Genomic DNA, 20560 nt, shown 5'->3' on the forward strand with positions numbered 1-20560 from the left:
CCCCCCTCGAAGGGGCGCCCGGACGGGGCGCCCCGCACCCATCGAAAGGAACCACCGCCAGATGACGGTCCCCACGAGCGCCGCGACCCCCGAGATCGACGGCGCGGCCGCCGCTGAGCGCCTGGGCATCAGCGCCCACTCCGACGGGGCGTTCACGCCCGTGCAGACGCGCTCCGAGCGTTTCGCGTCGGTCGACGTCGAGGCCTTCGAGGCCGTCACCGGCCGCGAGATCGCCTGGAAGCTGACGCCCGTCGCCCGCCTCGGCGATCTCATCGACGGCGTGCTCGACGGCTCGCCCGCCCCCCTCGAGCACACGCCGGTGGACGGTGTCGACGTCTCGTGGGTCGGCCGCGACGACCAGCGGATCGGCACTGCCGGCCTCCCCGAGGACCGCGCCGCCGCGAACGCCTGGTCGAGCTTCGAGAAGGCTCTCGCCGTCCGCGTGACGGGAGAGGACGAGAAGGTCGCCACCCTCGTCCGCTCGGGCCTCGGCTCCGCACCCCGCGCCGCGCACACGATCATCGAGGCGGCGCCCTACGCCCGCGCCGTCGTCGTCCTGCAGAACGAGGGGGAGGCCTCCCTCGCGGAGAACGTGGAGATCCTCGTCGGCGAGGGCGCGCAGCTCACCGTCGTCACCGTGCAGGAGTGGGCGGACGACGCCCGGCACCTGGCCAACCACTTCGTGCGGGTCGGACGCGACGCGAAGGTGAAGCACATCGTGGTCACCCTCGGCGGCTCCATCGTCCGGGTGAACCCCTCGGCGCACCTCGTCGAGCGCGGAGCGGACGGCGAGCTCTTCGGCCTGTACTTCGCCGACGGCGGCCAGCACCTCGAGCAGCAGGTGTACGTCGACCACGACGCCCCCGACACCCGCAGCCGCGTGACCTACAAGGGCGCGCTGCAGGGCGAGGGCGCGCGCACCGTCTGGATCGGCGACGTCCTGATCCGCAACAGCGCCACCGGCACCGACAGCTACGAGCAGAACCGCAACCTCGTCCTCTCGGACGGCACGCGCGCCGACTCCATCCCGAACCTCGAGATCGAGACCGGTGACATCGCCGGAGCGGGGCACGCCTCGGCGACCGGCCGCTTCGACGACGAGCAGCTCTTCTACCTGCAGTCCCGCGGGATCCGCGAGGACGAGGCGCGACGCCTGGTCGTGCGCGGGTTCCTCAGCGAGATCGTGCAGCAGATCAAGGTCGCCGAGCTCGAGGACCGCCTGCAGCTCGCGATCGAGGCGGAGCTCGCCGGCAGCGCCGGCCAGACCGGCTCCTCCCGCGGAGCGGCGGTCCCCGCATGAGCAACGCCGCGATGATCTGCTCGGTCTCCGAGCTGATCCCCAACCAGGCCATGCGGGTCGAGGTCGACGGAGTCGCGATCGCGGTCGTGCAGGACTCCGCCGGCGAGATCCACGCCATCGGCGACACCTGCACCCACGGCGAGATCTCGCTCTCCGAGGGCTTCGTCGAGGGCGACAGCCTCGAGTGCTGGGCGCACGGCTCCCAGTTCTCCCTCCGCACCGGCACCCCGCTGAACCTCCCGGCCTACGAGCCGGTCCCCGTCTTCGTCGTCGAGATCATCGACGGCGACGTCTACATCGACCCGACCGTCACGAAGGAAGTCTGAATGTCCGTTCTCCAGATCAGCGATCTCCACGTCAGTGTCGAGACCGAGCAGGGGACCAAGCAGATCCTCCGCGGTGTCGATCTCACCATCAACCAGGGTGAGATCCACGCGATCATGGGCCCCAACGGGTCCGGCAAGTCCACCCTCGCGTACACGATCGCGGGACACCCCAAGTACCACGTCGACGGGGGCTCGATCACCCTCGACGGCGTCGAGGTCCTCGACATGTCCGTCGACGAGCGCGCCCGCGCGGGACTCTTCCTCGCCATGCAGTACCCGGTCGAGATCCCCGGTGTGACCAACACCAATTTCCTGCGCACCGCCAAGACCGCGATCGCCGGGGAGGCGCCCGCGATCCGCACGTGGACGAAGGACGTCAAGTCGGCGATGGCGAACCTCCGCATGGACTCGTCCTTCGCGGCGCGCAACGTCAACGAGGGCTTCTCGGGCGGCGAGAAGAAGCGCAACGAGATCCTCCAGCTCGAGCTCCTCGCCCCGCAGTTCGCCGTCCTCGACGAGACCGACTCCGGCCTCGACGTCGACGCGCTCAAGATCGTGTCGGAGGGCGTCAACCGCGCCCACCAGAGCACCGGTCTCGGCGTGCTGCTGATCACGCACTACACGCGGATCCTCCGCTACATCCAGCCCGACTTCGTCCACGTCTTCGTCGCCGGCCGCGTCGCCGAGCAGGGCGGCAAGGAGCTCGCCACCCGGCTCGAGGACGAGGGCTACGACCGCTTCCTGACCTCGGCGACGGTCTGATCATGGCGGTCACCACTCTCGAGCCGAAGCTCTTCGACCAGGTCGAGGAGGCCCTCAAGGACGTCATGGACCCCGAGCTCGGGGTCAACGTGGTCGACCTGGGACTCATCTACGACCTGGGCTGGGACGACGAGAACGACGCCCTCGTCATCCACATGACCCTCACCTCGGCGGGCTGCCCGCTGACCGACGTGCTCGAGGAGCAGACCGCCGAGTCGCTCGACGGCATCGTCGAGGCGTTCCGGATCAACTGGGTCTGGATGCCGCCGTGGGGTCCCGACCGGATCACCGAGGACGGGCGCGACATGATGCGCGCACTGGGCTTCTCGATCTAGCCGCTGCACACCGACGCCGAAGGGCCGGGAGGAGTCGTCCTCTCGGCCCTTCGGCGTCTCTGTCGTCTCCAGCCGGTCGCAGTCCGTCGCGGAGTCGGAACGGCCGGACGGGTCGACTCCGGCGTCGAGGGCCGTCGTCGCTCCCGCCGGTCGAGTCGGTGGAGGTGCCCACCGAGGTCGAGCAGGAGGACCGGGCGGCTCGACCTCTGCTGAACGCTGAAGGGCCGGGAGGAATCGTCCTCCCGGCCCTTCGGCGTCCGTGCGACCGCTCAGCGCGAGCGGCGCGAGAGCATCGCCCAGGTGGTGGGGAGCAGCGCGGCGGCGACCAGCGCCTTGAGCGCGTCGCCGACCAGGAAGGGCACGAGTCCCGCGGAGAGGACGGAGCCGAGGTCGGCGGGCAGCCCCAGCGAGGCGAGGGCGGCGGCCAGCCAGGGAAGGCCGACGAGGTAGATGGTGGCGGTGCCGGCGAGGAAGGTCACCAGCGTGCCGAGGACGCGACGGTCCCACTGCCGCTGGGCGAGCCACCCGGTGACGATCGACGCGAGGACGAAGCCGACGATGTAGCCGCCGGTGGGACCCGCGAGGACCGCCCAGCCGTGCGAGCCCTCGGTGAAGACCGGGGCGCCGAGAGCGCCGACGAGCGCGTACACGAGCATGGACAGCGCGCCGCGGAGTGCGCCGAGCGTCGTGCCGACCAGAAGGACCGCGAAGGTCTGGCCCGTGAAGGGGACCGGCCACATCGGGATGAACAGCTGCGCCATCGCCGCGGTGAGACCCGCACCCGCGAGCACCAGCAGGGCGTCGGTCGCGACGGAGCGGGTGACGAGCCGGTCGGCGAGGACCGGGCGCGGGAGGGCGGAAGAGGAAGGGGACATGGGTGATCTCCGAGAGTCCTGGTCGCCCGAGAGCGAGGAGCGAGCGCGTCCGCGGTGAGCGGACGTGGATCCGCCCCGCGGCTCAGGAAATATACTAGGGGGCTGCCGCATCGCGGCCCCTTGCCCCACTCCTCCCGAACCGAACGCCATTTCTTGGCGGGAACGGACAGCACTGTGCTCAGCGTGCACGACCTCGAACTCCGAGTCGGCGCCCGACTCCTGATGGAGAACGTCTCCTTCCGGGTGGGCGATGGCGACAAGGTCGGCCTCGTCGGCCGCAACGGGGCGGGGAAGACGACGCTGACCAAGGTCCTCGCGGGCGACCTCATCGCCTCGAAGGGCACGGTCGACCGCGGCGGCGAGATCGGCTACCTCCCCCAGGACCCGCGCTCCGGCGACCCGGAGGAGCTGGCGCGCACCCGCATCCTCGACGCCCGCGGGCTGGGGCAGCTGGTGCTCGGCATGCAGGAGGCGACGGTCGCGATGTCGAGCAGCGACACCTCCGTGAGCGAGGCCGGGATGAAGAAGTACGGCAACCTCACGGACCGCTTCCTCTCCCTCGGCGGATACGCGGCTGAGGCGGAGGCCGCGTCGATCGCGAGCAACCTCAACCTCCCCGACCGGATCCTCGACCAGCCGCTCAAGACGCTCTCCGGTGGCCAGCGGCGCCGCATCGAGCTCGCGCGCATCCTCTTCTCCGACGCGAGCACGCTGATCCTCGACGAGCCGACGAACCACCTCGACGCCGACTCCGTCGTCTGGCTCCGCGAGTTCCTCAAGAACTACCGCGGCGGCTTCATCGTGATCAGCCACGACATCGAGCTGGTCGGCGAGACCGTGAACCGCGTCTTCTACCTCGACGCCAACCGCCAGGTCATCGACGTCTACAACATGAACTGGAAGAACTACCAGCGCCAGCGCGCCGCCGACGAGGAGCGCCGCAAGAAGGAGCGGGTCAACGTCGAGAAGAAGGCCGGCGCCCTCCAGCTGCAGGCCGCGAAGTTCGGCGCGAAGGCCTCGAAGGCCGCAGCGGCGCACCAGATGGTCGCGCGTGCCGAGCGCATGCTCAGCGGGCTCGAGGAGGTCCGCGCGGTCGACCGCGTCGCGAAGCTCCGGTTCCCGACCCCGTCCGCCTGCGGTCGCACCCCTCTGCAGGCTCAGAACCTGTCGAAGAGCTACGGCTCGCTCGAGATCTTCACCGCCGTCGACCTCGCGATCGACCGCGGCTCCAAGGTCGTCATCCTGGGGCTCAACGGAGCGGGCAAGACGACGCTCCTGCGCATCCTGGGCGGCGTGGACCAGCCCGACACCGGAGTGATCGAGGCCGGGCACGGCCTCCGGATCGGCTACTACGCGCAGGAGCACGAGACGATCGACGTCAAGCGCTCGGTGCTCGAGAACATGGTCTCCTCCAGCCCGAACCTCACCGAGACCGAGGCGCGCCGGGTCCTGGGCTCGTTCCTGTTCACCGGGGACGACTCGCACAAGCCGGCCGGGGTCCTCTCCGGCGGAGAGAAGACCCGTCTCGCCCTGGCGATGATCGTGGTCTCGGGCGCGAACGTGCTCCTGCTCGACGAGCCCACCAACAACCTCGACCCCGCGAGCCGCGAGGAGATCCTCGACGCGCTCGCGCACTACGAGGGCGCGGTCGTCCTGGTCAGCCACGACGAGGGAGCCGTCGAGGCGCTGAACCCCGAGCGCGTCCTGATCATGCCGGAGGGCACCGAGGACCACTGGGCGGCCGACTACCTCGACCTGATCACGCTCGCCTAGCGGGCGTCGAGCAGCTCGTCCTCGACCTCGGAGTCGCTGCGGCCGCGGCGTCGGCGGCGCTCCTCGCGCCGCTCCTCGGCCGCGACGACCTCGGGGTCGTCGGCGTTGCGGATGCGGTACTCGTGGCGGATCGCCCAGCCGAGCCCGCCGAAGCCCATGACGGCGAACAACACCCACTGGACGGCGTAGCTGATGTGCAGGCCCTCGTCGGCGACCGGCTTGATCGCGGCCAGCGGGGGAGCGTCGACCGGCGCCGGCGCCTCGGCGACCAGCAGGCCGTACGCCGAGGTCCGCAGGGGCTCGTCCAGCTGCGTCGACAGGTCATCGAGCTGGATCGTGGCGATCTGGCCGGCCGGTGCGGAGCGTCCGTCGATCCGTCCCTCCGCGGGCTTCAGGCGGGCGACGACGGTCACCTCCCCCTCGGGCGGCGCGGGGATCGCGTCGGGGGAGTCCTGGGTCGAGCCGACGGGGACCCAGCCGCGGTCGACGACGAACACGCTGCCGTCGTCGAGCCGCAGCGGCGTCAGGATCTCGAAGCCGGGGTTGCCGTTGTAGGGCCGGTTGCGGACGAGGGTCTGCCCCTGCGTCTCGTAGACGCCGGTGACCTCGACCGGGCGGTACTCGAGCGCGTCGTCCCACGTGGAGTCGGCGGGGAGCAGCCCGTCGAGCGCCACCGGGTCGGCGGTCCAGTTCGCGGTGACCAGCCGATTGGTCGAGGCGGCCTGGTCGAGCCGCGCGACCTGCCAGCGCGAGAGCAGCACGCAGGCGACGGCGAAGACGATCGCGAGAGCGAGATAGCCGAACCAGCGTCGCGAGAAGACGAAGCGCCAGGAGGGACGGGGCGCGTCGCCGCTCATCGTTCCGCTCCGCGGTCGACCGTGTAGAGCGGCTTCACCTCGAGCGGGAAGTCGCGGGCGAGGAGGAACTCGCGCAGGAACTCCAGGTGCTCGCCGCAGGCCAGCCAGGTCTTCCGACGGTCCTCCGCGTGGATCCTCGGGTTCCGCCACTCGATCGCGAACGTCGCCGTCCGCGGGCAGCCCGCTCGGGAGCAGGCGTGCGCGTCGGGGACCCGGCCGAGCGGGATCACGGCCGGTCTCCCCGCGGGTCGCCGCCCTCGGGGCGACCGGCCGGGAGAGGACGATCGCACCCGGCCGCTCGACGTTGCCGCGCTCGCCCGCACTGCCGACGTTGGCCAGCACGACGGCGAAGTAGGGCAGGACCACGGCGCCGATGGCGAAGAACAGCAGCCACCAGCCGTGGGCGAAGAGCAGGCAGATGACGCAGAGCATCCTGATGCCCATGGCGATCGAGTACTTGATCGCGCGGGAGCGCCGCTCGGCGCTCGGCGACGGCGGTAGGGAGGTGAGTGTCTCGCGTGGTTTCACAGCCATGCAAGCCTACGTCGCGGCGGGCGGGTGCAGGCCGGGAGGGCCTCATCCCGGAATCTGTTGCGCGACGCGCCTCTAGGATGTACGGGTCGCCCGGCGCCGCACGAGCGCCGGCAGGAGGGACACCATGACCACGCCGCGCACCGTCCTCGTCACCGGGGGCAACCGGGGGATCGGCTTCGCCATCGCCCAGGAGTTCGTGGCCGCCGGTCACCGGGTCGCCGTGACCGCGCGCTCGGGCTCCGGCCCGGAGGGCTCCCTCACCGTCGTCGCGGACGTGACCGACGCCGCCTCCGTCGACGCCGCATTCACGCAGGTCGAGGCGGAGCTGGGCCCGGTCGAGATCCTGGTGGCGAACGCGGGCATCACCCGCGACACCCTGCTGCTGCGCATGACGGAGGAGGACTTCACGTCCGTCGTCGACACGAACCTCACCGGGGCGTTCCGCGTCGTCAAGCGCGCATCGAAGGGGATGCTCAAGCAGCGCTTCGGCCGCGTCGTCCTCATCTCCAGCGTGGTCGGCCTCTACGGGTCGCCGGGCCAGATCAACTACTCCTCGTCGAAGGCCGCCCTCGTGGGCTTCGCCCGCTCGCTGACCCGCGAGCTCGGCGCCCGCAACATCACCGCCAACGTCGTCGCTCCCGGCTTCATCGAGACCGACATGACCGCGGAGCTCTCGCCGGAGCAGCAGGCGGAGTACCGGAAGAGCATCCCGCTCGCCCGTTACGGCACCGCTGCCGAGGTCGCGAAGGTCACGCGCTGGCTGGCCGGCGACGAGGCGGCGTACATCTCGGGTGCCGTGATCCCGGTCGACGGCGGCCTCGGGATGGGCCACTGACCGATAAGCCCTGGGCTTATATCCGGCGGATATAAGCTCTAGGCTTATGCGATGACCTCCTCCGATGTCGTCGCCGTGCTCCTGGACCTGGTGACCTCCCGCTCCCTCGTCGACCGGGCGGGCGCCCAGCGCGAGATCGAGCGGGGCTTCGCCGAGGTGGAGGCCGCGGTCCCGGCGATCCAGCCCCTGCACCCGACGGTCGGCGACGAGTTCCAGGCGATCTACCCCTCCGTCCACGCCGCGCTCCGGGCGACGCTGCAGGCGCGCCTCTCGCTCCCGGCCGGCGTCGACTGCCGCGCCGGCATCGGCCTGGGCGAGGTGCGGGTGGTCGGGTCGGGGATCGCCGGGGACCTCGAGGACGGGTCCGGTTGGTGGCACGCGCGCGAGGCCATCGATCGCGCCCACGCGCTCGAGGACGGTGCCGTGCCCACGGCCCGCGGATGGTTCGTCGCCGGGGACGCCGACGGAGACCCCGGCGAGGCGGCGGTCAACGCCTACCTCCTCTCCCGCGACGCCCTGGTCGGAGCGCTCAGCGCGCGCGATCGCCGGCTCGTGCTGGGGAGCCTGCGCGGAGCGTCGCAGAAGGAGCTGGGCGAGCAGGAGTCGATCTCGCAGCCCGCCGTCTCGCAGGCGCTGCGGCGCGCGGGAGCGGGCGCCCTCCTCGCCGGCGCGCGCCTGCTGGAGGAGACGTGCTGACGGCGCTGCTGCTCGCCGTGATCGGCCTCGGCGACCTCGCGCGCACGCACCTCCGCCGCCGTGCGGCCCTCCTCGCGATCCCCGTGCTCGCCGCCGCAGCCGTGACCGCAGCGCTCCTCGTCGGAGCCCCGCCGCTCGGTGCGGCGATCGTCGTCGTCCTGGCCGGAGCCTGGCTGCTGACGACCACGACCGTCGAGAACGCGCGGCCGCCCGGGGGTCTGCGTCCGGCCGTCGCCCTCGTCGCGGCGGTCCTGGTGCTGACCGCTGTCGACCGCGCCGCCGGCGTCCCGACGGGGCCGCTCGCGCCGACAACCGTCGCGAACACGCTCCCTCCGATCGAGCAGCTCGCTCTGGCGGTCGGAGCCGGGCTCTTCCTGCTGGAGAGCGGCAACGTGATCGTGCGGGCGGCGCTGTTCCGCGAGCTCCCGCAGGCCGAGCCCGCGCCGCGTCCGCGCTGGAGCGAGCGGTTCGCGCGTCGGGAGCCGGCCGACGCCCGCCTGCCGGACCTCCAGGGCGGGCGCACGATCGGACCGCTGGAGCGGCTGCTGATCGCCGGCCTCACGCTCGCCGGAGCGATCGGCCTCGCCGGTGCCGTGCTCGCGGCCAAGGGGATCGTGCGCTTCCCCGAGATCTCCCGCGACGGCGGCAGCGGCGAGAAGGCAGAGTACTTCCTGGTGGGCTCGCTCGTCAGCTGGGCGCTGGCGCTCGGCTGCGCCGGACTCGTCGCGATCGCGGGCCGCTGACGCCCCTGAGGGCGGGGGAGGCGGGCCTCAGCCGCGGAGGCCGAGGACAGGCAGCAGCTGCGACAGGTCGAGGCCGCCGACGACGAGGTCGGCGCGCTCGCGCACCAGGGGCTTGGCGTTGAAGGCGACCGCGAGGGAGGCGACCGCCATCATCTCCAGGTCGTTCGCACCGTCGCCGACGGCGATCGTGCGCTGCGGCGGGACGCCCGAGACCGCCGCCCACTCGCGGAGCGCCTCCGCCTTGGCCGCGGCGTCGATGACCGCCCCGTCGACCGCTCCGGTCAGCAGGCCGTCCCCGCAGCAGAGGCGGTTGGCCCGGACGAAGTCGAGGCCGAGCGCACCGGCGACCGGGTCGAGGACCTCGTGGAACCCGCCGGACACCACACCGATGCGGCCGCCGGCGGCGTGGACGCCGGCCACGAGCTCGGCGGCGCCGGGCGTGACGCGGACGCCCGAGCTCACACCGGGGAGCACCGACTCCGGGACCCCGGCGAGAGTGGCGACCCGCTCGCGGAGGCTCTCGCCGAAGTCGAGCTCGCCGCGCATCGCCCGCTCCGTGACGGCGGCGACGCGCTCCTCGGAGCCGGCGTGCACCGCGAGGAGCTCGATCACCTCGTCCTGGAGGAGGGTGGAGTCCGCGTCGAGGACGACGAGGAAGCGGGCAGGCGTCACAGGACGCTCACTCATGGGCCGGTCCGATCGGTCGGGTGGGCGCGCCGGGGCGCAGAGCTCGACCCGCGGGGGTGCTACGGGTGGACGACGACGCCCTTGCCGACGACGGTGATGCCCGACTCGGTGACGGTGAACCCGCGCTCGCGATCGCGGTCGTGGTCCACGCCGACTCGAGCACCGGGCTCGACGACGACGTCCTTGTCGAGGATAGCGCGGACGACCAGCGCGTCCGGGCCGATGCGGACCTTGTCGAAGACCACCGAGTCGGTGACCGTCGCGTTCGACTCGATGACCGTCCAGGGCCCGACGACGCTGCGCTCGATGTGCGCGCCCGAGATCACGGTGCCGAGCGAGACGACCGAGTCGACCGTCGATCCCATGTTGCCCTTGCCGTCGCGGACGATCTTGGCGGGAGGGGAGTTCAGCTGCGACGAGAAGATCGGCCACTGCTGGTTGTAGAGGTTGAAGACCGGCAGCGCCGAGATGAGGTCCTGGTGGGCCTCGAAGAAGGAGTCGATGGTGCCGACGTCCCGCCAGTAGTAGCGGTCGCGGTCGGTCGAGCCGGGGACGTCGTTGAGCTTGAGGTCGTAGACGCCGGCCTCGCCGCGCGCGACGAAGTCGGGGATGATGTCGCCGCCCATGTCGTGGTCCGACGTGGAGGACTCGCCGTCGCGGATGACCGCGTCGATCAGGGCGTCCGCGTCGAAGACGTAGTTGCCCATCGAGGCGAGGACCTCGTGCGGGGAGTCGGCCAGGCCGACGGCGTCCTTGGGCTTCTCGAGGAACTCGGAGATCATCGTCGGGACGATGCCGTCGCCCGCCTCGTCACCGGCGAGCTGGATGACGCCGAACTGGTCCGCGAGCTCGATCGGCTGGCGGATGGCCGCGACGGTCGCCTTCGCACCGGACGTGATGTGCGCGTCGATCATCTGCGAGAAGTCCATGCGGTAGACGTGGTCGGCGCCGACCACGACGACGATGTCGGGCTTCTCGTCGCGGATCAGGTTGAGGCTCTGCAGGATCGCGTCGGCCGAGCCGCTGAACCAGCGCTTGCCCAGGCGCTGCTGCGCGGGGACCGAGGCGACGTAGGAGTTCAGGAGCCCGGAGAGGCGCCAGGTCTGCGAGACGTGGCGGTCGAGCGAGTGCGACTTGTACTGCGTCAGCACGACGATCTGAGTGAGACCGGAGTTGATCAGGTTGGACAGCGCGAAGTCGATCAGCCGGTACTGCCCGCCGAACGGCACCGCGGGCTTGGCCCGGTCCGCCGTGAGGGGCATGAGGCGCTTTCCCTCGCCGCCGGCGAGGACGATGCCGAAGATCTTCTTTGACTGCATGGCACCACAGTAGGGGCTCGGGCTTCCCCGTGGACCCCGGCTGTCGCCGGGGGAGCGCCCTGTACTACGGTTCGGGGGTGCGAGTCGATCTGCTGACCAAGGAATACCCGCCCGAGGTGTACGGGGGAGCCGGTGTCCACGTGGCCGAGCTCACCAAGGCGCTGCGCAGCGACCTGGAGGTCGTGGTGCGCTGCTTCGGCGCGCCGCGCGAGGAGGAGGGCACGTTCGCGTACTCCGTCCCCGCGGAGCTCGCCGAGGCGAACGGCGCGCTGCAGACCCTCGGGGTCGACCTGCAGATCGCGCAGGACGCGGCGGGGGCCGACCTGGTCCACTCCCACACCTGGTATGCCAACGCCGCGGGGCGTCTCGCCCAGCTCCTGCACGGCATCCCGCACGTGGTCTCGGCGCACAGCCTCGAGCCGCTGCGTCCGTGGAAGGCCGAGCAGCTCGGCGGCGGCTACCGCGTCTCGAGCTGGATCGAGCGGGAGGCGTACGAGAACGCCGACGCCGTGATCGCGGTGTCCGGCGGCATGCGCGAGGACATCCTCCGCTCCTACCCGGCCCTGGACCCGGCGAAGGTCCACGTGGTCTACAACGGCATCGACCTCGACGCCTGGCACCCGGTCGAGGACGAGGCCGTCCTCGCCGAGCTGGGCATCGACCCCTCGCGCCCCTCCGTGGTCTTCGTCGGCCGCATCACCCGGCAGAAGGGCCTGCCCTACCTGCTCCGCGCCGCGGCGACCCTGCCTCCCGAGGTGCAGCTCGTGCTCTGCGCGGGCGCCCCCGACACCCCCGAGATCATGGCCGAGGTCACCTCCCTCGTCCGCAGCCTCCAGGAGGAGCGCACCGGCGTCGTCTGGATCGACCGGCACCTGCCGCGCCACCAGCTCTCCGCGGTCCTGACGAACGCGACCACGTTCGTCTGCCCCTCGATCTACGAGCCCCTCGGCATCGTCAACCTCGAGGCGATGGCCTGCGGCGCGGCGGTCGTCGGGACGGCGACCGGCGGCATCCCGGAGGTCGTCGACGACGGCGTGACCGGCCGTCTCGTCCCGATCGAGCAGGTCACCGACGGCACCGGCACCCCCGTGGACCCGGAGCGCTACGTCGCCGACCTGGCCGCCGTCCTCGCCGAGGTCGTCGCCGACCCGGAGACGGCGAAGCGGATGGGCGCCGCGGGCCGCGAGCGCGCGCAGAGCCACTTCAGCTGGACGCAGATCGCGCGGGACACCCGGGCGATCTACGACTCGCTCGTCTGAGCCTCCCGGCCGCCTCCTTTAGAATGGCTCCCATGCCCAGCGTTGTCTCGTTCGTCGATGTGTCCTTCGTCCGGAACGGCAAGCGGATCCTCGACCACGTGTCGTGGGACGTGGCCGAGGACGAGCGCTGGGTGATCCTCGGCCCCAACGGGGCGGGCAAGACCTCGATCCTGCAGATCGCCGCCGCGCAGAACTACCCCTCGACCGGTGCCGCGCACCTGCTCGAGGAGACCCTCGGCCGCGTCGACGTGTTCGAGCTGCGCCCGCGCATCGGCTACGCCTCGACCGCGATGGCCCGCCGCCTCCCGGCCGGCGAGACCGTGCTCGACGTCGTGATGACCGCCGCCTACGCCGTCACCGGCCGCTGGAACGAGGGCTACGACGCGATCGACGAGCGCCGAGCCCGCCGAGTGCTGTCCGAGTGGAAGCTCGAGCACCTCGCCGAGCGCACCTTCGGGACGCTCTCGGACGGCGAGCAGAAGCGCGTCCAGATCGCCCGTGCGATCATGACCGACCCCGAGCTGCTCCTGCTCGACGAGCCGGCCGCGAGCCTCGACCTCGGCGCCCGCGAGGAGCTCGTCCAGCTGCTGGGCGGCTTCGCGAAGGACCCGGCGTCGCCCGCGATCGTGATGGTGACCCACCACGTCGAGGAGATCCCCGACGGCTTCACCCACGCCCTGCTCCTCCGCGACGGAGCGGTGGTGGCGGCGGGCCCGCTGGCCGAGTCCCTGACCGAGGCGACGCTCGCCGAGACCTTCGGGCTCGACATCGCTCTCACCCGCGAGAACGGGCGCTTCTCGGCCCGCGCCCGCGGCTGACCCCGGCTCCGGGGTCCGGGCGCGGCGCGACTTCTGCGCGCGCTGCCGGTCTGGTATTCTCGGTAGCTGGTTCGGGCCCGTTCGCGGTGCGCCCGCCCTCATCCACCCGTTCCCGTCGACGACAGGTGCGGTTCAGGACCATCGACGACAGGACACGACCATGAAGACCGACATCCACCCCGAGTACTCCGCGATCGTCTTCCGCGACCTCGCGTCCGGTGAGACCTTCCTCACCCGCTCGACCGCGAAGAGCAGCAAGACGATCGAGCTCGACGGCGTGACCTACCCCGTCATCGACGTCGAGATCTCCTCCGCCTCGCACCCGTTCTACACGGGCAAGCAGCGCATCATGGACTCGGCCGGCCGCGTCGAGAAGTTCAACAGCCGCTACAAGAACTTCGGCAAGTAGCACTCCTCGAAGGGCCCTCGACCTCACGGTCGGGGGCCCTTCGTCGTTCCCGCGGGGCGGTCCTCAGTAGCGGTAGAAGCCCTCTCCGGTGGCCGTTCCGAGGCGGCCGCGATCGAGGTACTCCGTCTTCAGGTGGGCGGCGAACGCCTGGGAGGCCTCGTCCGGGGCCGCGGCGGCGATGTTGTAGGCGGTCCGCAGACCGACGACGTCGAAGATCTGGAAGGGTCCGAGAGGGGCGCCGGTGCCGATCCTCCAGGTCTTGTCGATGGTCTCGTGGTCGGCGTAGCCGCCCATGAGCAGACCCGACGCGGCGTTGAGGAGCGGCACCAGCAGCGAGTTCAGGACGTAGCCGGCCTTCTCCTTCTGCAGCCTGATGGGCTCGAGGCCGCTGGAGACGGCGAACTCCACGACGGCGTCGACCACGGCGGGGTCCGTGTCCGCCGTCCCCATGATCTCGGCCGTGTTCTGCGCCCAGACGTGGTTGGCGTAGTGCAGCGCGAGGAACCGGTCGGGTCGGCCGGTCGAGGCCTTCAGGTCGCTGGGGAGCAGCGTGGACGAGTTGGTCGCGAAGACCGTGCGCTCGGGAGCGAGCGCACCCAGGCGGCCGTACAGCTCCTGCTTCAGGCCCAGGTCCTCGGGGACGGCCTCGATCACGAGGTCGGCGTCGGCGACAGCCTCCGCGAGGTCGGAGGTGAGGCGGAGGGAGTCGAGCGCCTGCTGCGGTCCGCCGGCGACGCCGCCGGGCACCGACTCGTAGACGCCCGCGAGACCGCGGAGCCGCTCGCGCGCCGACTCGAGGACGTCGTCGGAGAGGTCGTAGACGGTGACGGCGAAGCCGTGGAAGGACGACTGGAAGGCGATCTGGGAGCCGAGCACTCCGCTGCCGAGGACGGTGACCGTGCGGATCGTGGGCATGACTTCTCCTTGCGAGAGGGGGGGGAGGGGGAACACGTGCTCACCCGATCCCACAGCGCCGCGGTCCGCGGAGCGAGGGCTTGCGCCGACGGGCGGGCCGTGGCCGTCGGGGAGCCGGCGCGGTAGCGTCCCGGCATGGTGTCCTTCGCCGACAAGCCGATCCTGCCGTTCACGACTCCTGAAGAGTGGGACGCCTACCTCCGCGGCGAGCCCGACCCGGACGGAGTCCGGCTGAAGCTGCGGAAGAAGGCCGCCGTCGATCCGGGGATCACCTACGCCGAGGCGCTCGACATCGCGCTCTGCCACGGCTGGATCGACGGTCAGGCGGGAGCCTTCGACGAGCAGTTCAAGCTCCAGGCCTTCACCCCGCGGCGTCGCGCTAGCCCGTGGTCCAAGGTCAATCGCGATCACGTCGCACGGCTGCTGGCGGAGGGCCGGATGCTGCCGGGCGGGCTGGCCGAGGTCGAGCGGGCACGCGCCGACGGGCGCTGGGACGCGGCCTACCGGCAGCGCGATGCGGAGGTGCCGGACGACTTCCAGCGGGCGCTCGACGCGGATCCGCAGGCCCTGGCCTTCTTCGCGACCGTCGGCGGGCAGAAGCGCTTCGCGTTCCTCTTCCGCCTCTCGCAGCTGAAGCGGGCGGCGACGCGGGAGCGGCGGATCGCGGAGTACGTGGCGCTCCTGCGCGAGGGGCGCACGCTGACCTGAGGGGTCAGTGGCGGACCGGCCAGCCCCCGTCGGCGACGAAGGACTCGTCGCGGACGCGGCGCATGTACTCCTGGAAGGACTCGGCCTGGGTGCGGCACCAGTCGACCTGGAGCGCGTGCAGGGCCTTCGCGCCGACTCCGAGCTCGTCGGCGAAGGCGCGGCCCAGCGCCTGGGCGACGCGGCCCGCCGCGATCGCGTCCGCGCCCGCGTCGTGCGCCTCGGTGAGGGCGACGCCGTAGTGCTCGGCGGCGAGGGTCAGGGTGCGCTTGCCCTTGCGGTAGCGGTCCACCGCCTTGTCGATCACGAGCGGATCGACGACGGGGCTCGGGTCGAGCAGCACGGGCACGCCCCAGCGGCGCGCCTCGTGGGCGAGGAGCGAGAGGTCGTAGGGGGCGTTGTAGACGACGACCGGGATGCCGCGGGCGAGGAGCGAGCGCAGCGCCTCGGAGATCTCGGCCACGACCTCGCCGGCGGGGCGGCCGTGCGCGCGGGCGTGCTCGGTGCTGATCCCGTGGACGGCGGAGGCGCCGGCCGGGATCTCGACCCCGGGATCGGCGAGCCAGGTCGTGCCCTCGATCGGCTCGCCCGCCGCGTCGATCACGCCGACGTGCGCGGTGACGATGCGGCTCGTGCGGACGTCGATGCCGGTGGTCTCGAGGTCGAACACGGCCAGCAGATCGAACCACCGCGCCCCTTCGGAGGGAACGAGCTCCTGCTCGGCGTCGTCGAACAGCGTCGGCTCGGTCTGCGTCTCGGTCGCTCCGGTGGTGCTCACGCCGACAGCCTAAAGGGGGCCTCCGACATCGGCCGGAGGCCCCTCGGCGTGCTGCCGGGTCAGCGGGCCTCGTGCGCCTTGGCGACGTGGAGCCAGAAGAAGCCCTGCGTGCCGAGTGTCATCGTCAGCGTGCCGTCGTCCGAGAATCCGGGGAAGCGGCCGCCGCCGAACAGGTCGCTGAGCGTCGATCCGGGGTTCTCCGGGTCCGTGATCGTGACCGAGACCGGGTTGTGGTTGAAGCTGAAGACGCAGAGCACCTCCTCGGGCTGGTCGCCCATCTCGGAGCCCGAGCCGGCGTAGTCCCGCACGAAGGCGAGCACCGACTCGTGGTCCGTCTCGAGGACGCGCATCGACCCCAGGCCGAACGCCGGGTGGCCGCGGCGCACGTGCAGGACGTTCCGCATCCAGTGCAGCAGGGAGCGGGACTGCGCCAGCTGCGCCTCCACGTTGACCTGGTTGTAGTGGTAGACGAGCGACTGGACGATCGGCTGCACGAGCTTGCCGGGGTCGGCGGCCGAGAAGCCGGCGTTGCGGTCGGGCGTCCACTGCATCGGCGTGCGCGACGCGTCGCGGTCGTTGAGCCAGATGTTGTCGCCCATGCCGATCTCGTCGCCGTAGTACAGGAACGGGCTGCCGGCGAGGGAGAAGAGCAGGGCGTTGATCAGCTCGAGCTCGGCGCGCGAGTTGTCCAGCAGCGGCGCGAGCCTGCGGCGGATGCCGATGTTGGAGCGCATCCGCGGGTCGTAGGCGTACCAGCCGTACATGGCCTGGCGGTACTCCTCGGACACCATCTCGAGCGTGAGCTCGTCGTGGTTGCGGAGGAACACGCCCCAGGCGGCGCCGCTGGGGATGTCGAACGTCTCGGAGAGCACCTTCTTCAGCTCGTTCGCCGTCTGCGCGCGGAGGGAGTAGAAGATTCGCGGCATGACCGGGAAGTCGAACGCCATGTGGCACTCGGGCTCCTCCTCCGTGCCGAAGAACGCGGCGACCTCCCGCGGCCACTGGTTCGCCTCGGCGATCAGGATGCGGCCGGGGTAGTCGCGGTCGACCATGGTGCGGAGGTTCTTGATGAACTCGTGGGTCGGCGGCTCGCCCTCTCCGTTGCCCTCGTCGGACTCGTAGAGGTAGGGGATCGCGTCGAGCCGGATGCCGTCGACGCCGAGGTCGAGCCAGAACTTGACCACGTCGTGGATCGCCTCGTGCACGGCGGGGTTCTCGAAGTTGAGGTCCGGCTGGTGCGAGAAGAAGCGGTGGAAGTAGAACTGGCGGCGCTCGGCGTCGAAGGCCCAGTTCGAGTCCTCCGTGTCGACGAAGATGATGCGGATGTCCGGCCACTTGTCGTCGGTGTCGTTCCAGACGTAGAAGTCGCCGTAGGGCCCCTCGGGGTCGGAGCGGGACTGCTGGAACCACTCGTGCTGGTCGCTGGTGTGGTTGAGCGGGAAGTCCATCACGATGCGCATGTTGCGCTCGTGGGCCTTCCGGACGAGGTCGCGGAAGTCCTCCATCGTGCCGAACTCGGGGAGGATCGCCTTGAAGTCGGAGACGTCGTAGCCGCCGTCGCGCAGAGGCGACATGTAGAACGGCGGGAGCCAGAGGGCGTCGATCCCGAGCCACTGCAGATAGTCGAGCTTGGAGGCGAGCCCGTTGATGTCGCCGGCGCCGTCGCCGTTGGAGTCGTAGTACGACCGGATCATCACCTCGTAGAACACTGCCCGGCGGTACCACTGGGGGTCGAGGGCGAGTCCGGGGAGTTGGATCGGCGACGTGAAGCTCACGGTGCTCCTTCTGCTGCTGCCTGAGCGGATGACCGTCTCGCGAGACGGGTGGGCGGTGCGCCGTGTTGCGAGCGCGTGATCATGCTCCCGGCTCGGATCGAGGCCACGCAAGGCGTTGCGGCCAGATCTTCGACGGGCTTTCCCTACGATAAGGAACGCGATGACCACTCCCTCTCCCTACGCCTCCGATCTCGGCCGTGTCCCCGTCCGCGAGGCCGCGGTGGACGTCGCCGGATCCCGCACCGCCTACTGGACCTACGGCGCTCCGGACGCCTCGACCGTCCTCGTGCTGGTGCACGGGTTCCGCGGCGAGCACCACGGCCTCGAGCCCGTCGTCGCCCGTCTGCTCGCCGGGGGCGCGGACGTGCGGGTCGTCGCTCCCGACCTGCCCGGCTTCGGCGCCTCGACCCCGATGACGCGCCTGCCGCACGACGTGGACGGCTACGCCTCCTGGCTCGGCTCCTTCCTCGACGCGCTGGGGCTCCGCGGTGAGGCGTCCGTCCTCGGCCACTCCTTCGGCTCGATCGTCGCGGCCGCGGCCGTCGCCGACGGGCTCCCCGCTCCGCTCCTGGTGCTGGTCAACCCGATCGGCGCGCCCGCCCTGCAGGGTCCCCGCGGAGTCCTGACCAGGCTCGCCGTCCTCTACTACCGGCTCGGCGCGCTCCTGCCGGGGCCCCTCGGACGCCGCCTGCTCAGCGACCCGCTGATCGTGCGGGTGATGAGCCTGGCGATGGTGAAGACGAAGGAGCCGGCGCTGCGACGCTTCGTGCACGACCAGCACGACCGGTACTTCAGCGCCTTCGCCTCCCGCGACACGGTCCTCGAGGCGTTCCGCGCCTCCGTCTCGCACGACGTCGGCGAGTACGCCTCCCGGATCGGCGTGCCGACCCAGCTGATCGCCGCGGCGCAGGACGACATCACTCCGCTCCCGGCGCAGTACCGCCTGCTCGAGAGGCTGCCGCACGCCCGCCTGCACGTCATCGACGGAGTCGGCCACCTGATCCACTACGAGACGCCGGACGAGGCCGCCGCCGTGCTGCGGACGGCCCTCGAGGAGGGGATCGACCGATGAGGATCGTCGTCGACTGCCGGTACACCCGGCTCGAGCGGCACGACGGGATCAGCCGCTACACCGCGGAGCTCGTCCGCGAGCTCGCGAAGCTGCACGACGTGACCATGCTGATCAGCGACCGCCGCCAGCTCGCGATGCTCCCGTCGCTCCCGTGGGAGCGCGTGACCGGGCCGACCAGCCCGTTCGAGCCGTTCGTCGCGCTGCTGGTGAACCGGCTGCGGCCCGACGTGGTCTTCTCGCCGATGCAGACCATGGGCTCGCTCGGCCGCCGCTACCGGCTCGTCCTGACCGTGCACGACCTCATCTACTACCGCCACCGCACCCCGCCGCGCGACCTGGCCGCTCCCGTGCGCGCGCTCTGGCGGCTCTACCACCTCGCCTGGTGGCCGCAGCGGAGGCTCCTCCAGCGCGCCGACGCGGTGGTCACCGTCTCGGAGACGACCCGCGACCTGATCCGCTCCCACCGCCTCACCACCCGGCCGGTGGTCGTCGTCCCGAACGCGGCGACCGAGCCCGACGAGGCGAGCGCCGCTCTGGCGGGATCGCTGCCCGACCGGTCGGCCGCGCGCTCGCTCGTCTACATGGGCTCGTTCATGCCCTACAAGAACGTCGAGACGCTCGCTCGCGCGATGCGGCTGCTGCCCGACTACGAGCTGCACCTGATGAGCCGGGCGAGCGACGAGACCGTCGAGACGCTCCGGGCCCTGGCGCCGACCGCGAAGCTGGTGTTCCACCAGGGGGCGCCGGACGCGGAGTACCGCGCGGTGCTCGCGCGGGCGACCGCTCTCGTGACGGCGAGCAGGGACGAGGGCTTCGGGATCCCGCTGGTCGAGGCGATGGCGCTCGGGACGCCGGTCGTGGTGAGCGACATCCCGATCTTCCGCGAGATCGCCCAGGACGCCGCCGTGTACGTCGACCCGTCGAGCGCGAAGGGCATCGCGGACGGTGTGCGGTCGCTCGAGGACGGCGCCGTGTGGCGGACGCACTCGGCCCGGGCGAGGGAGCGGGCCGCGGCCTTCTCCTGGCGCGACTCCGCCCGGGTGCTCTTCGGGCTCCTGCAGGACCTCGGCCGGCGCTGACGCGGTCCGGCGGTCGGACCGCCTCCGGCAGGCGGGCCGTCAGGCTCCCGGGGCCGGGCTGAGCACGTCGTCGAGGTCGACGTCCGCCACGACCACGTCGCCGGAGTCGTCGACGCCGACGATGCGCAGTGCCCCGTCGACGATCGCGAAGTCGTGCCGGGAGCCGTTGCCGACCGAGACGCCGTGCACGGGGAGGTCCTCGCTGCTGAGCGCGCGGATCAGGCTGCCGATGACCGCACCGTGCGTGGCGACGACGACGGACGCGTCGGGGAAGCGCTCGGCCACCTCGAGCAGCGCGGCGGTCGCCCGCTCGACGACCTCGGCGCGGGTCTCGCAGCCGGGGATCGGCGCGCGCTCGATGCCTCCGGGGAAGCGCTCGGCGAGCTCGGGACCGGTCATCCCCTCCGCCTCGCCGTAGGCGCGCTCGGCCAGGCCCGGCACCGCCAGCGGCTCGTCGAGTCCGAGACCGCGCGCGATGATCGCTCCGGTGTCGAAGGCGCGCTGCAGCGGACTGGCGACCACCGCGTCGAAGCGCCGGTCGGCCAGCAGCCGCGCCGCCGCCCGTGCCTGGGCGCGCCCGGTCGCGTTGAGCGGGATGTCGCTCCTGCCCTGGATGCGCCGGGCGGCGTTCCAGTCGGTCTGGCCGTGGCGGACGAGGGTGAGCTGGGTCACAGGGGCCTCTCGGGAGGTCGGGTGCGGAGCGGGCGG

The 20560-nt window shown here is 71.6% G+C and carries 23 protein-coding genes and 1 pseudogene; 14 read left to right on the top strand and 10 right to left on the bottom strand.

Features of this window, described 5'->3' with window-relative positions; all coding sequences use genetic code 11:
* Window positions 1-61: 61 nt before the first annotated feature.
* From sufD to C5D66_RS02775, 4 genes are read left to right on the top strand one after another with little or no spacing between them, the layout of a single operon-like run.
* Window positions 62-1300, top strand: coding sequence for a Fe-S cluster assembly protein SufD (gene sufD, locus C5D66_RS02760; protein WP_104255361.1), 1239 nt, complete (start codon window positions 62-64; stop codon window positions 1298-1300).
* Window positions 1297-1626: a non-heme iron oxygenase ferredoxin subunit gene (locus tag C5D66_RS02765; protein ID WP_077222834.1), complete on the top strand. Its 330-nt coding sequence runs from the start codon at window positions 1297-1299 to the stop codon at window positions 1624-1626. The genes sufD and C5D66_RS02765 overlap by 4 nt, the downstream gene beginning before the upstream one ends.
* A complete protein-coding gene (gene sufC, locus C5D66_RS02770) occupies window positions 1627-2388 on the top strand; it encodes a Fe-S cluster assembly ATPase SufC (RefSeq protein ID WP_104221937.1) in 762 nt (253 codons plus the stop codon). It abuts the gene before it with no gap.
* A gap of 2 nt (window positions 2389-2390) precedes the next feature.
* Window positions 2391-2723, top strand: a complete 333-nt coding sequence (locus C5D66_RS02775) for a metal-sulfur cluster assembly factor (protein ID WP_104221939.1) — start codon at window positions 2391-2393, stop codon at window positions 2721-2723.
* 269 nt (window positions 2724-2992) lie between these two features.
* Here the strand turns inward: C5D66_RS02775 and C5D66_RS02780 are convergent, their stop codons facing one another.
* Complete coding sequence (locus C5D66_RS02780) at window positions 2993-3598, bottom strand: biotin transporter BioY (protein WP_104232632.1); 606 nt, start codon at window positions 3596-3598, stop codon at window positions 2993-2995.
* Between the two features lie 174 nt (window positions 3599-3772).
* On the opposite strand from C5D66_RS02780, the gene C5D66_RS02785 reads away from it, so the two are divergent.
* Window positions 3773-5371, top strand: coding sequence for an ABC-F family ATP-binding cassette domain-containing protein (locus tag C5D66_RS02785; RefSeq protein ID WP_104221943.1), 1599 nt, complete (start codon window positions 3773-3775; stop codon window positions 5369-5371).
* Here C5D66_RS02785 and C5D66_RS02790 read toward each other — a convergent pair.
* The 3 genes and pseudogenes from C5D66_RS02790 to C5D66_RS17635 form a co-directional block, all read right to left on the bottom strand.
* On the bottom strand, window positions 5368-6228 hold the full coding sequence (locus C5D66_RS02790) for an SURF1 family protein (protein WP_104250363.1): 861 nt from the start codon (window positions 6226-6228) through the stop codon (window positions 5368-5370). The genes C5D66_RS02785 and C5D66_RS02790 overlap by 4 nt on opposite strands.
* Window positions 6225-6458 (bottom strand): hypothetical protein, encoded by a 234-nt coding sequence (locus C5D66_RS02795; RefSeq protein WP_104225286.1) that lies wholly within the window; start codon window positions 6456-6458, stop codon window positions 6225-6227. Before C5D66_RS02795 ends, C5D66_RS02790 begins: the two co-directional genes overlap by 4 nt.
* Before the next feature lie 103 nt (window positions 6459-6561).
* Window positions 6562-6762, bottom strand: a pseudogene (locus tag C5D66_RS17635) (DUF3099 domain-containing protein); the annotation flags it as partial.
* A gap of 124 nt (window positions 6763-6886) precedes the next feature.
* Between C5D66_RS17635 and C5D66_RS02805 the strand changes: the two are divergent.
* From C5D66_RS02805 to C5D66_RS02815, 3 genes are read left to right on the top strand one after another with little or no spacing between them, the layout of a single operon-like run.
* Window positions 6887-7597, top strand: a complete 711-nt coding sequence (locus C5D66_RS02805) for a beta-ketoacyl-ACP reductase (protein WP_104232629.1) — start codon at window positions 6887-6889, stop codon at window positions 7595-7597.
* A 51-nt stretch (window positions 7598-7648) separates the two neighbouring features.
* On the top strand, window positions 7649-8293 hold the full coding sequence (locus tag C5D66_RS02810) for a SatD family protein (protein ID WP_104254985.1): 645 nt from the start codon (window positions 7649-7651) through the stop codon (window positions 8291-8293).
* Window positions 8287-9036, top strand: coding sequence for a hypothetical protein (locus tag C5D66_RS02815; RefSeq protein WP_104254986.1), 750 nt, complete (start codon window positions 8287-8289; stop codon window positions 9034-9036). The genes C5D66_RS02810 and C5D66_RS02815 overlap by 7 nt, the downstream gene beginning before the upstream one ends.
* Window positions 9037-9063: 27 nt before the next feature.
* Here the strand turns inward: C5D66_RS02815 and serB are convergent, their stop codons facing one another.
* Window positions 9064-9723, bottom strand: coding sequence for a phosphoserine phosphatase SerB (serB, locus tag C5D66_RS02820; protein ID WP_104254987.1), 660 nt, complete (start codon window positions 9721-9723; stop codon window positions 9064-9066).
* A gap of 59 nt (window positions 9724-9782) precedes the next feature.
* Entirely contained in the window at window positions 9783-11042 is a 1260-nt protein-coding gene (locus tag C5D66_RS02825) for a glucose-1-phosphate adenylyltransferase (RefSeq protein WP_104221960.1), read from the bottom strand.
* A 77-nt stretch (window positions 11043-11119) separates the two neighbouring features.
* On the opposite strand from C5D66_RS02825, the gene glgA reads away from it, so the two are divergent.
* From glgA to C5D66_RS02840, 3 genes are all read left to right on the top strand, one after another.
* Window positions 11120-12301, top strand: a complete 1182-nt coding sequence (gene glgA / locus C5D66_RS02830) for a glycogen synthase (RefSeq protein WP_104221962.1) — start codon at window positions 11120-11122, stop codon at window positions 12299-12301.
* A gap of 32 nt (window positions 12302-12333) precedes the next feature.
* Entirely contained in the window at window positions 12334-13119 is a 786-nt protein-coding gene (locus C5D66_RS02835; RefSeq protein WP_104232626.1) for an ABC transporter ATP-binding protein, read from the top strand.
* Between the two features lie 160 nt (window positions 13120-13279).
* Window positions 13280-13528 (top strand): type B 50S ribosomal protein L31, encoded by a 249-nt coding sequence (locus tag C5D66_RS02840; protein WP_068253003.1) that lies wholly within the window; start codon window positions 13280-13282, stop codon window positions 13526-13528.
* Window positions 13529-13591: 63 nt separating this feature from the next.
* Here the strand turns inward: C5D66_RS02840 and C5D66_RS02845 are convergent, their stop codons facing one another.
* The gene (locus tag C5D66_RS02845; RefSeq protein WP_104254988.1) at window positions 13592-14443 is read right to left on the bottom strand and encodes a 3-hydroxyacyl-CoA dehydrogenase; all 852 of its coding nucleotides are present in this window, start codon (window positions 14441-14443) and stop codon (window positions 13592-13594) included.
* A gap of 135 nt (window positions 14444-14578) precedes the next feature.
* On the opposite strand from C5D66_RS02845, the gene C5D66_RS02850 reads away from it, so the two are divergent.
* Entirely contained in the window at window positions 14579-15151 is a 573-nt protein-coding gene (locus tag C5D66_RS02850) for a YdeI family protein (RefSeq protein ID WP_104232624.1), read from the top strand.
* Window positions 15152-15155: 4 nt separating this feature from the next.
* Here C5D66_RS02850 and C5D66_RS02855 read toward each other — a convergent pair whose 3' ends face one another.
* Together C5D66_RS02855 and treS are read right to left on the bottom strand one after the other, a co-directional pair.
* Window positions 15156-15884, bottom strand: a complete 729-nt coding sequence (locus C5D66_RS02855) for a 3'-5' exonuclease (protein WP_181067904.1) — start codon at window positions 15882-15884, stop codon at window positions 15156-15158.
* Between the two features lie 101 nt (window positions 15885-15985).
* The gene (gene treS, locus C5D66_RS02860) at window positions 15986-17701 is read right to left on the bottom strand and encodes a maltose alpha-D-glucosyltransferase (protein WP_104221970.1); all 1716 of its coding nucleotides are present in this window, start codon (window positions 17699-17701) and stop codon (window positions 15986-15988) included.
* 160 nt (window positions 17702-17861) lie between these two features.
* Between treS and C5D66_RS02865 the strand changes: the two genes are divergently transcribed.
* Together C5D66_RS02865 and C5D66_RS02870 are read left to right on the top strand one after the other, a co-directional pair.
* The gene (locus C5D66_RS02865; protein WP_104254990.1) at window positions 17862-18773 is read left to right on the top strand and encodes an alpha/beta fold hydrolase; all 912 of its coding nucleotides are present in this window, start codon (window positions 17862-17864) and stop codon (window positions 18771-18773) included.
* Window positions 18770-19852 (top strand): glycosyltransferase family 1 protein, encoded by a 1083-nt coding sequence (locus C5D66_RS02870; protein ID WP_104225279.1) that lies wholly within the window; start codon window positions 18770-18772, stop codon window positions 19850-19852. Before C5D66_RS02865 ends, C5D66_RS02870 begins: the two co-directional genes overlap by 4 nt.
* A gap of 39 nt (window positions 19853-19891) precedes the next feature.
* Here the strand turns inward: C5D66_RS02870 and C5D66_RS02875 are convergent, their stop codons facing one another.
* A complete protein-coding gene (locus tag C5D66_RS02875) occupies window positions 19892-20524 on the bottom strand; it encodes a histidine phosphatase family protein (protein WP_104232621.1) in 633 nt (210 codons plus the stop codon).
* Window positions 20525-20560 lie beyond the last annotated feature (36 nt).

Origin of the sequence: Rathayibacter sp. AY1B4, from assembly GCF_002932815.1 — a bacterium.
Classification (GTDB): domain Bacteria; phylum Actinomycetota; class Actinomycetes; order Actinomycetales; family Microbacteriaceae; genus Rathayibacter.

Coding starts and splice junctions, on each gene's coding strand:
- sufD (WP_104255361.1), top strand. CDS start 62: ATGACGGTCCCCACGAGCGCCGCGACCCCCGAGATCGACGGCGCGGCC.
- C5D66_RS02765 (WP_077222834.1), top strand. CDS start 1,297: ATGAGCAACGCCGCGATGATCTGCTCGGTCTCCGAGCTGATCCCCAAC.
- sufC (WP_104221937.1), top strand. CDS start 1,627: ATGTCCGTTCTCCAGATCAGCGATCTCCACGTCAGTGTCGAGACCGAG.
- C5D66_RS02775 (WP_104221939.1), top strand. CDS start 2,391: ATGGCGGTCACCACTCTCGAGCCGAAGCTCTTCGACCAGGTCGAGGAG.
- C5D66_RS02780 (WP_104232632.1), bottom strand. CDS start 3,598: ATGTCCCCTTCCTCTTCCGCCCTCCCGCGCCCGGTCCTCGCCGACCGG.
- C5D66_RS02790 (WP_104250363.1), bottom strand. CDS start 6,228: ATGAGCGGCGACGCGCCCCGTCCCTCCTGGCGCTTCGTCTTCTCGCGA.
- C5D66_RS02805 (WP_104232629.1), top strand. CDS start 6,887: ATGACCACGCCGCGCACCGTCCTCGTCACCGGGGGCAACCGGGGGATC.
- C5D66_RS02810 (WP_104254985.1), top strand. CDS start 7,649: ATGACCTCCTCCGATGTCGTCGCCGTGCTCCTGGACCTGGTGACCTCC.
- serB (WP_104254987.1), bottom strand. CDS start 9,723: ATGAGTGAGCGTCCTGTGACGCCTGCCCGCTTCCTCGTCGTCCTCGAC.
- C5D66_RS02825 (WP_104221960.1), bottom strand. CDS start 11,042: ATGCAGTCAAAGAAGATCTTCGGCATCGTCCTCGCCGGCGGCGAGGGA.
- C5D66_RS02835 (WP_104232626.1), top strand. CDS start 12,334: ATGCCCAGCGTTGTCTCGTTCGTCGATGTGTCCTTCGTCCGGAACGGC.
- C5D66_RS02840 (WP_068253003.1), top strand. CDS start 13,280: ATGAAGACCGACATCCACCCCGAGTACTCCGCGATCGTCTTCCGCGAC.
- C5D66_RS02845 (WP_104254988.1), bottom strand. CDS start 14,443: ATGCCCACGATCCGCACGGTCACCGTCCTCGGCAGCGGAGTGCTCGGC.
- C5D66_RS02850 (WP_104232624.1), top strand. CDS start 14,579: ATGGTGTCCTTCGCCGACAAGCCGATCCTGCCGTTCACGACTCCTGAA.
- C5D66_RS02865 (WP_104254990.1), top strand. CDS start 17,862: ATGACCACTCCCTCTCCCTACGCCTCCGATCTCGGCCGTGTCCCCGTC.
- C5D66_RS02870 (WP_104225279.1), top strand. CDS start 18,770: ATGAGGATCGTCGTCGACTGCCGGTACACCCGGCTCGAGCGGCACGAC.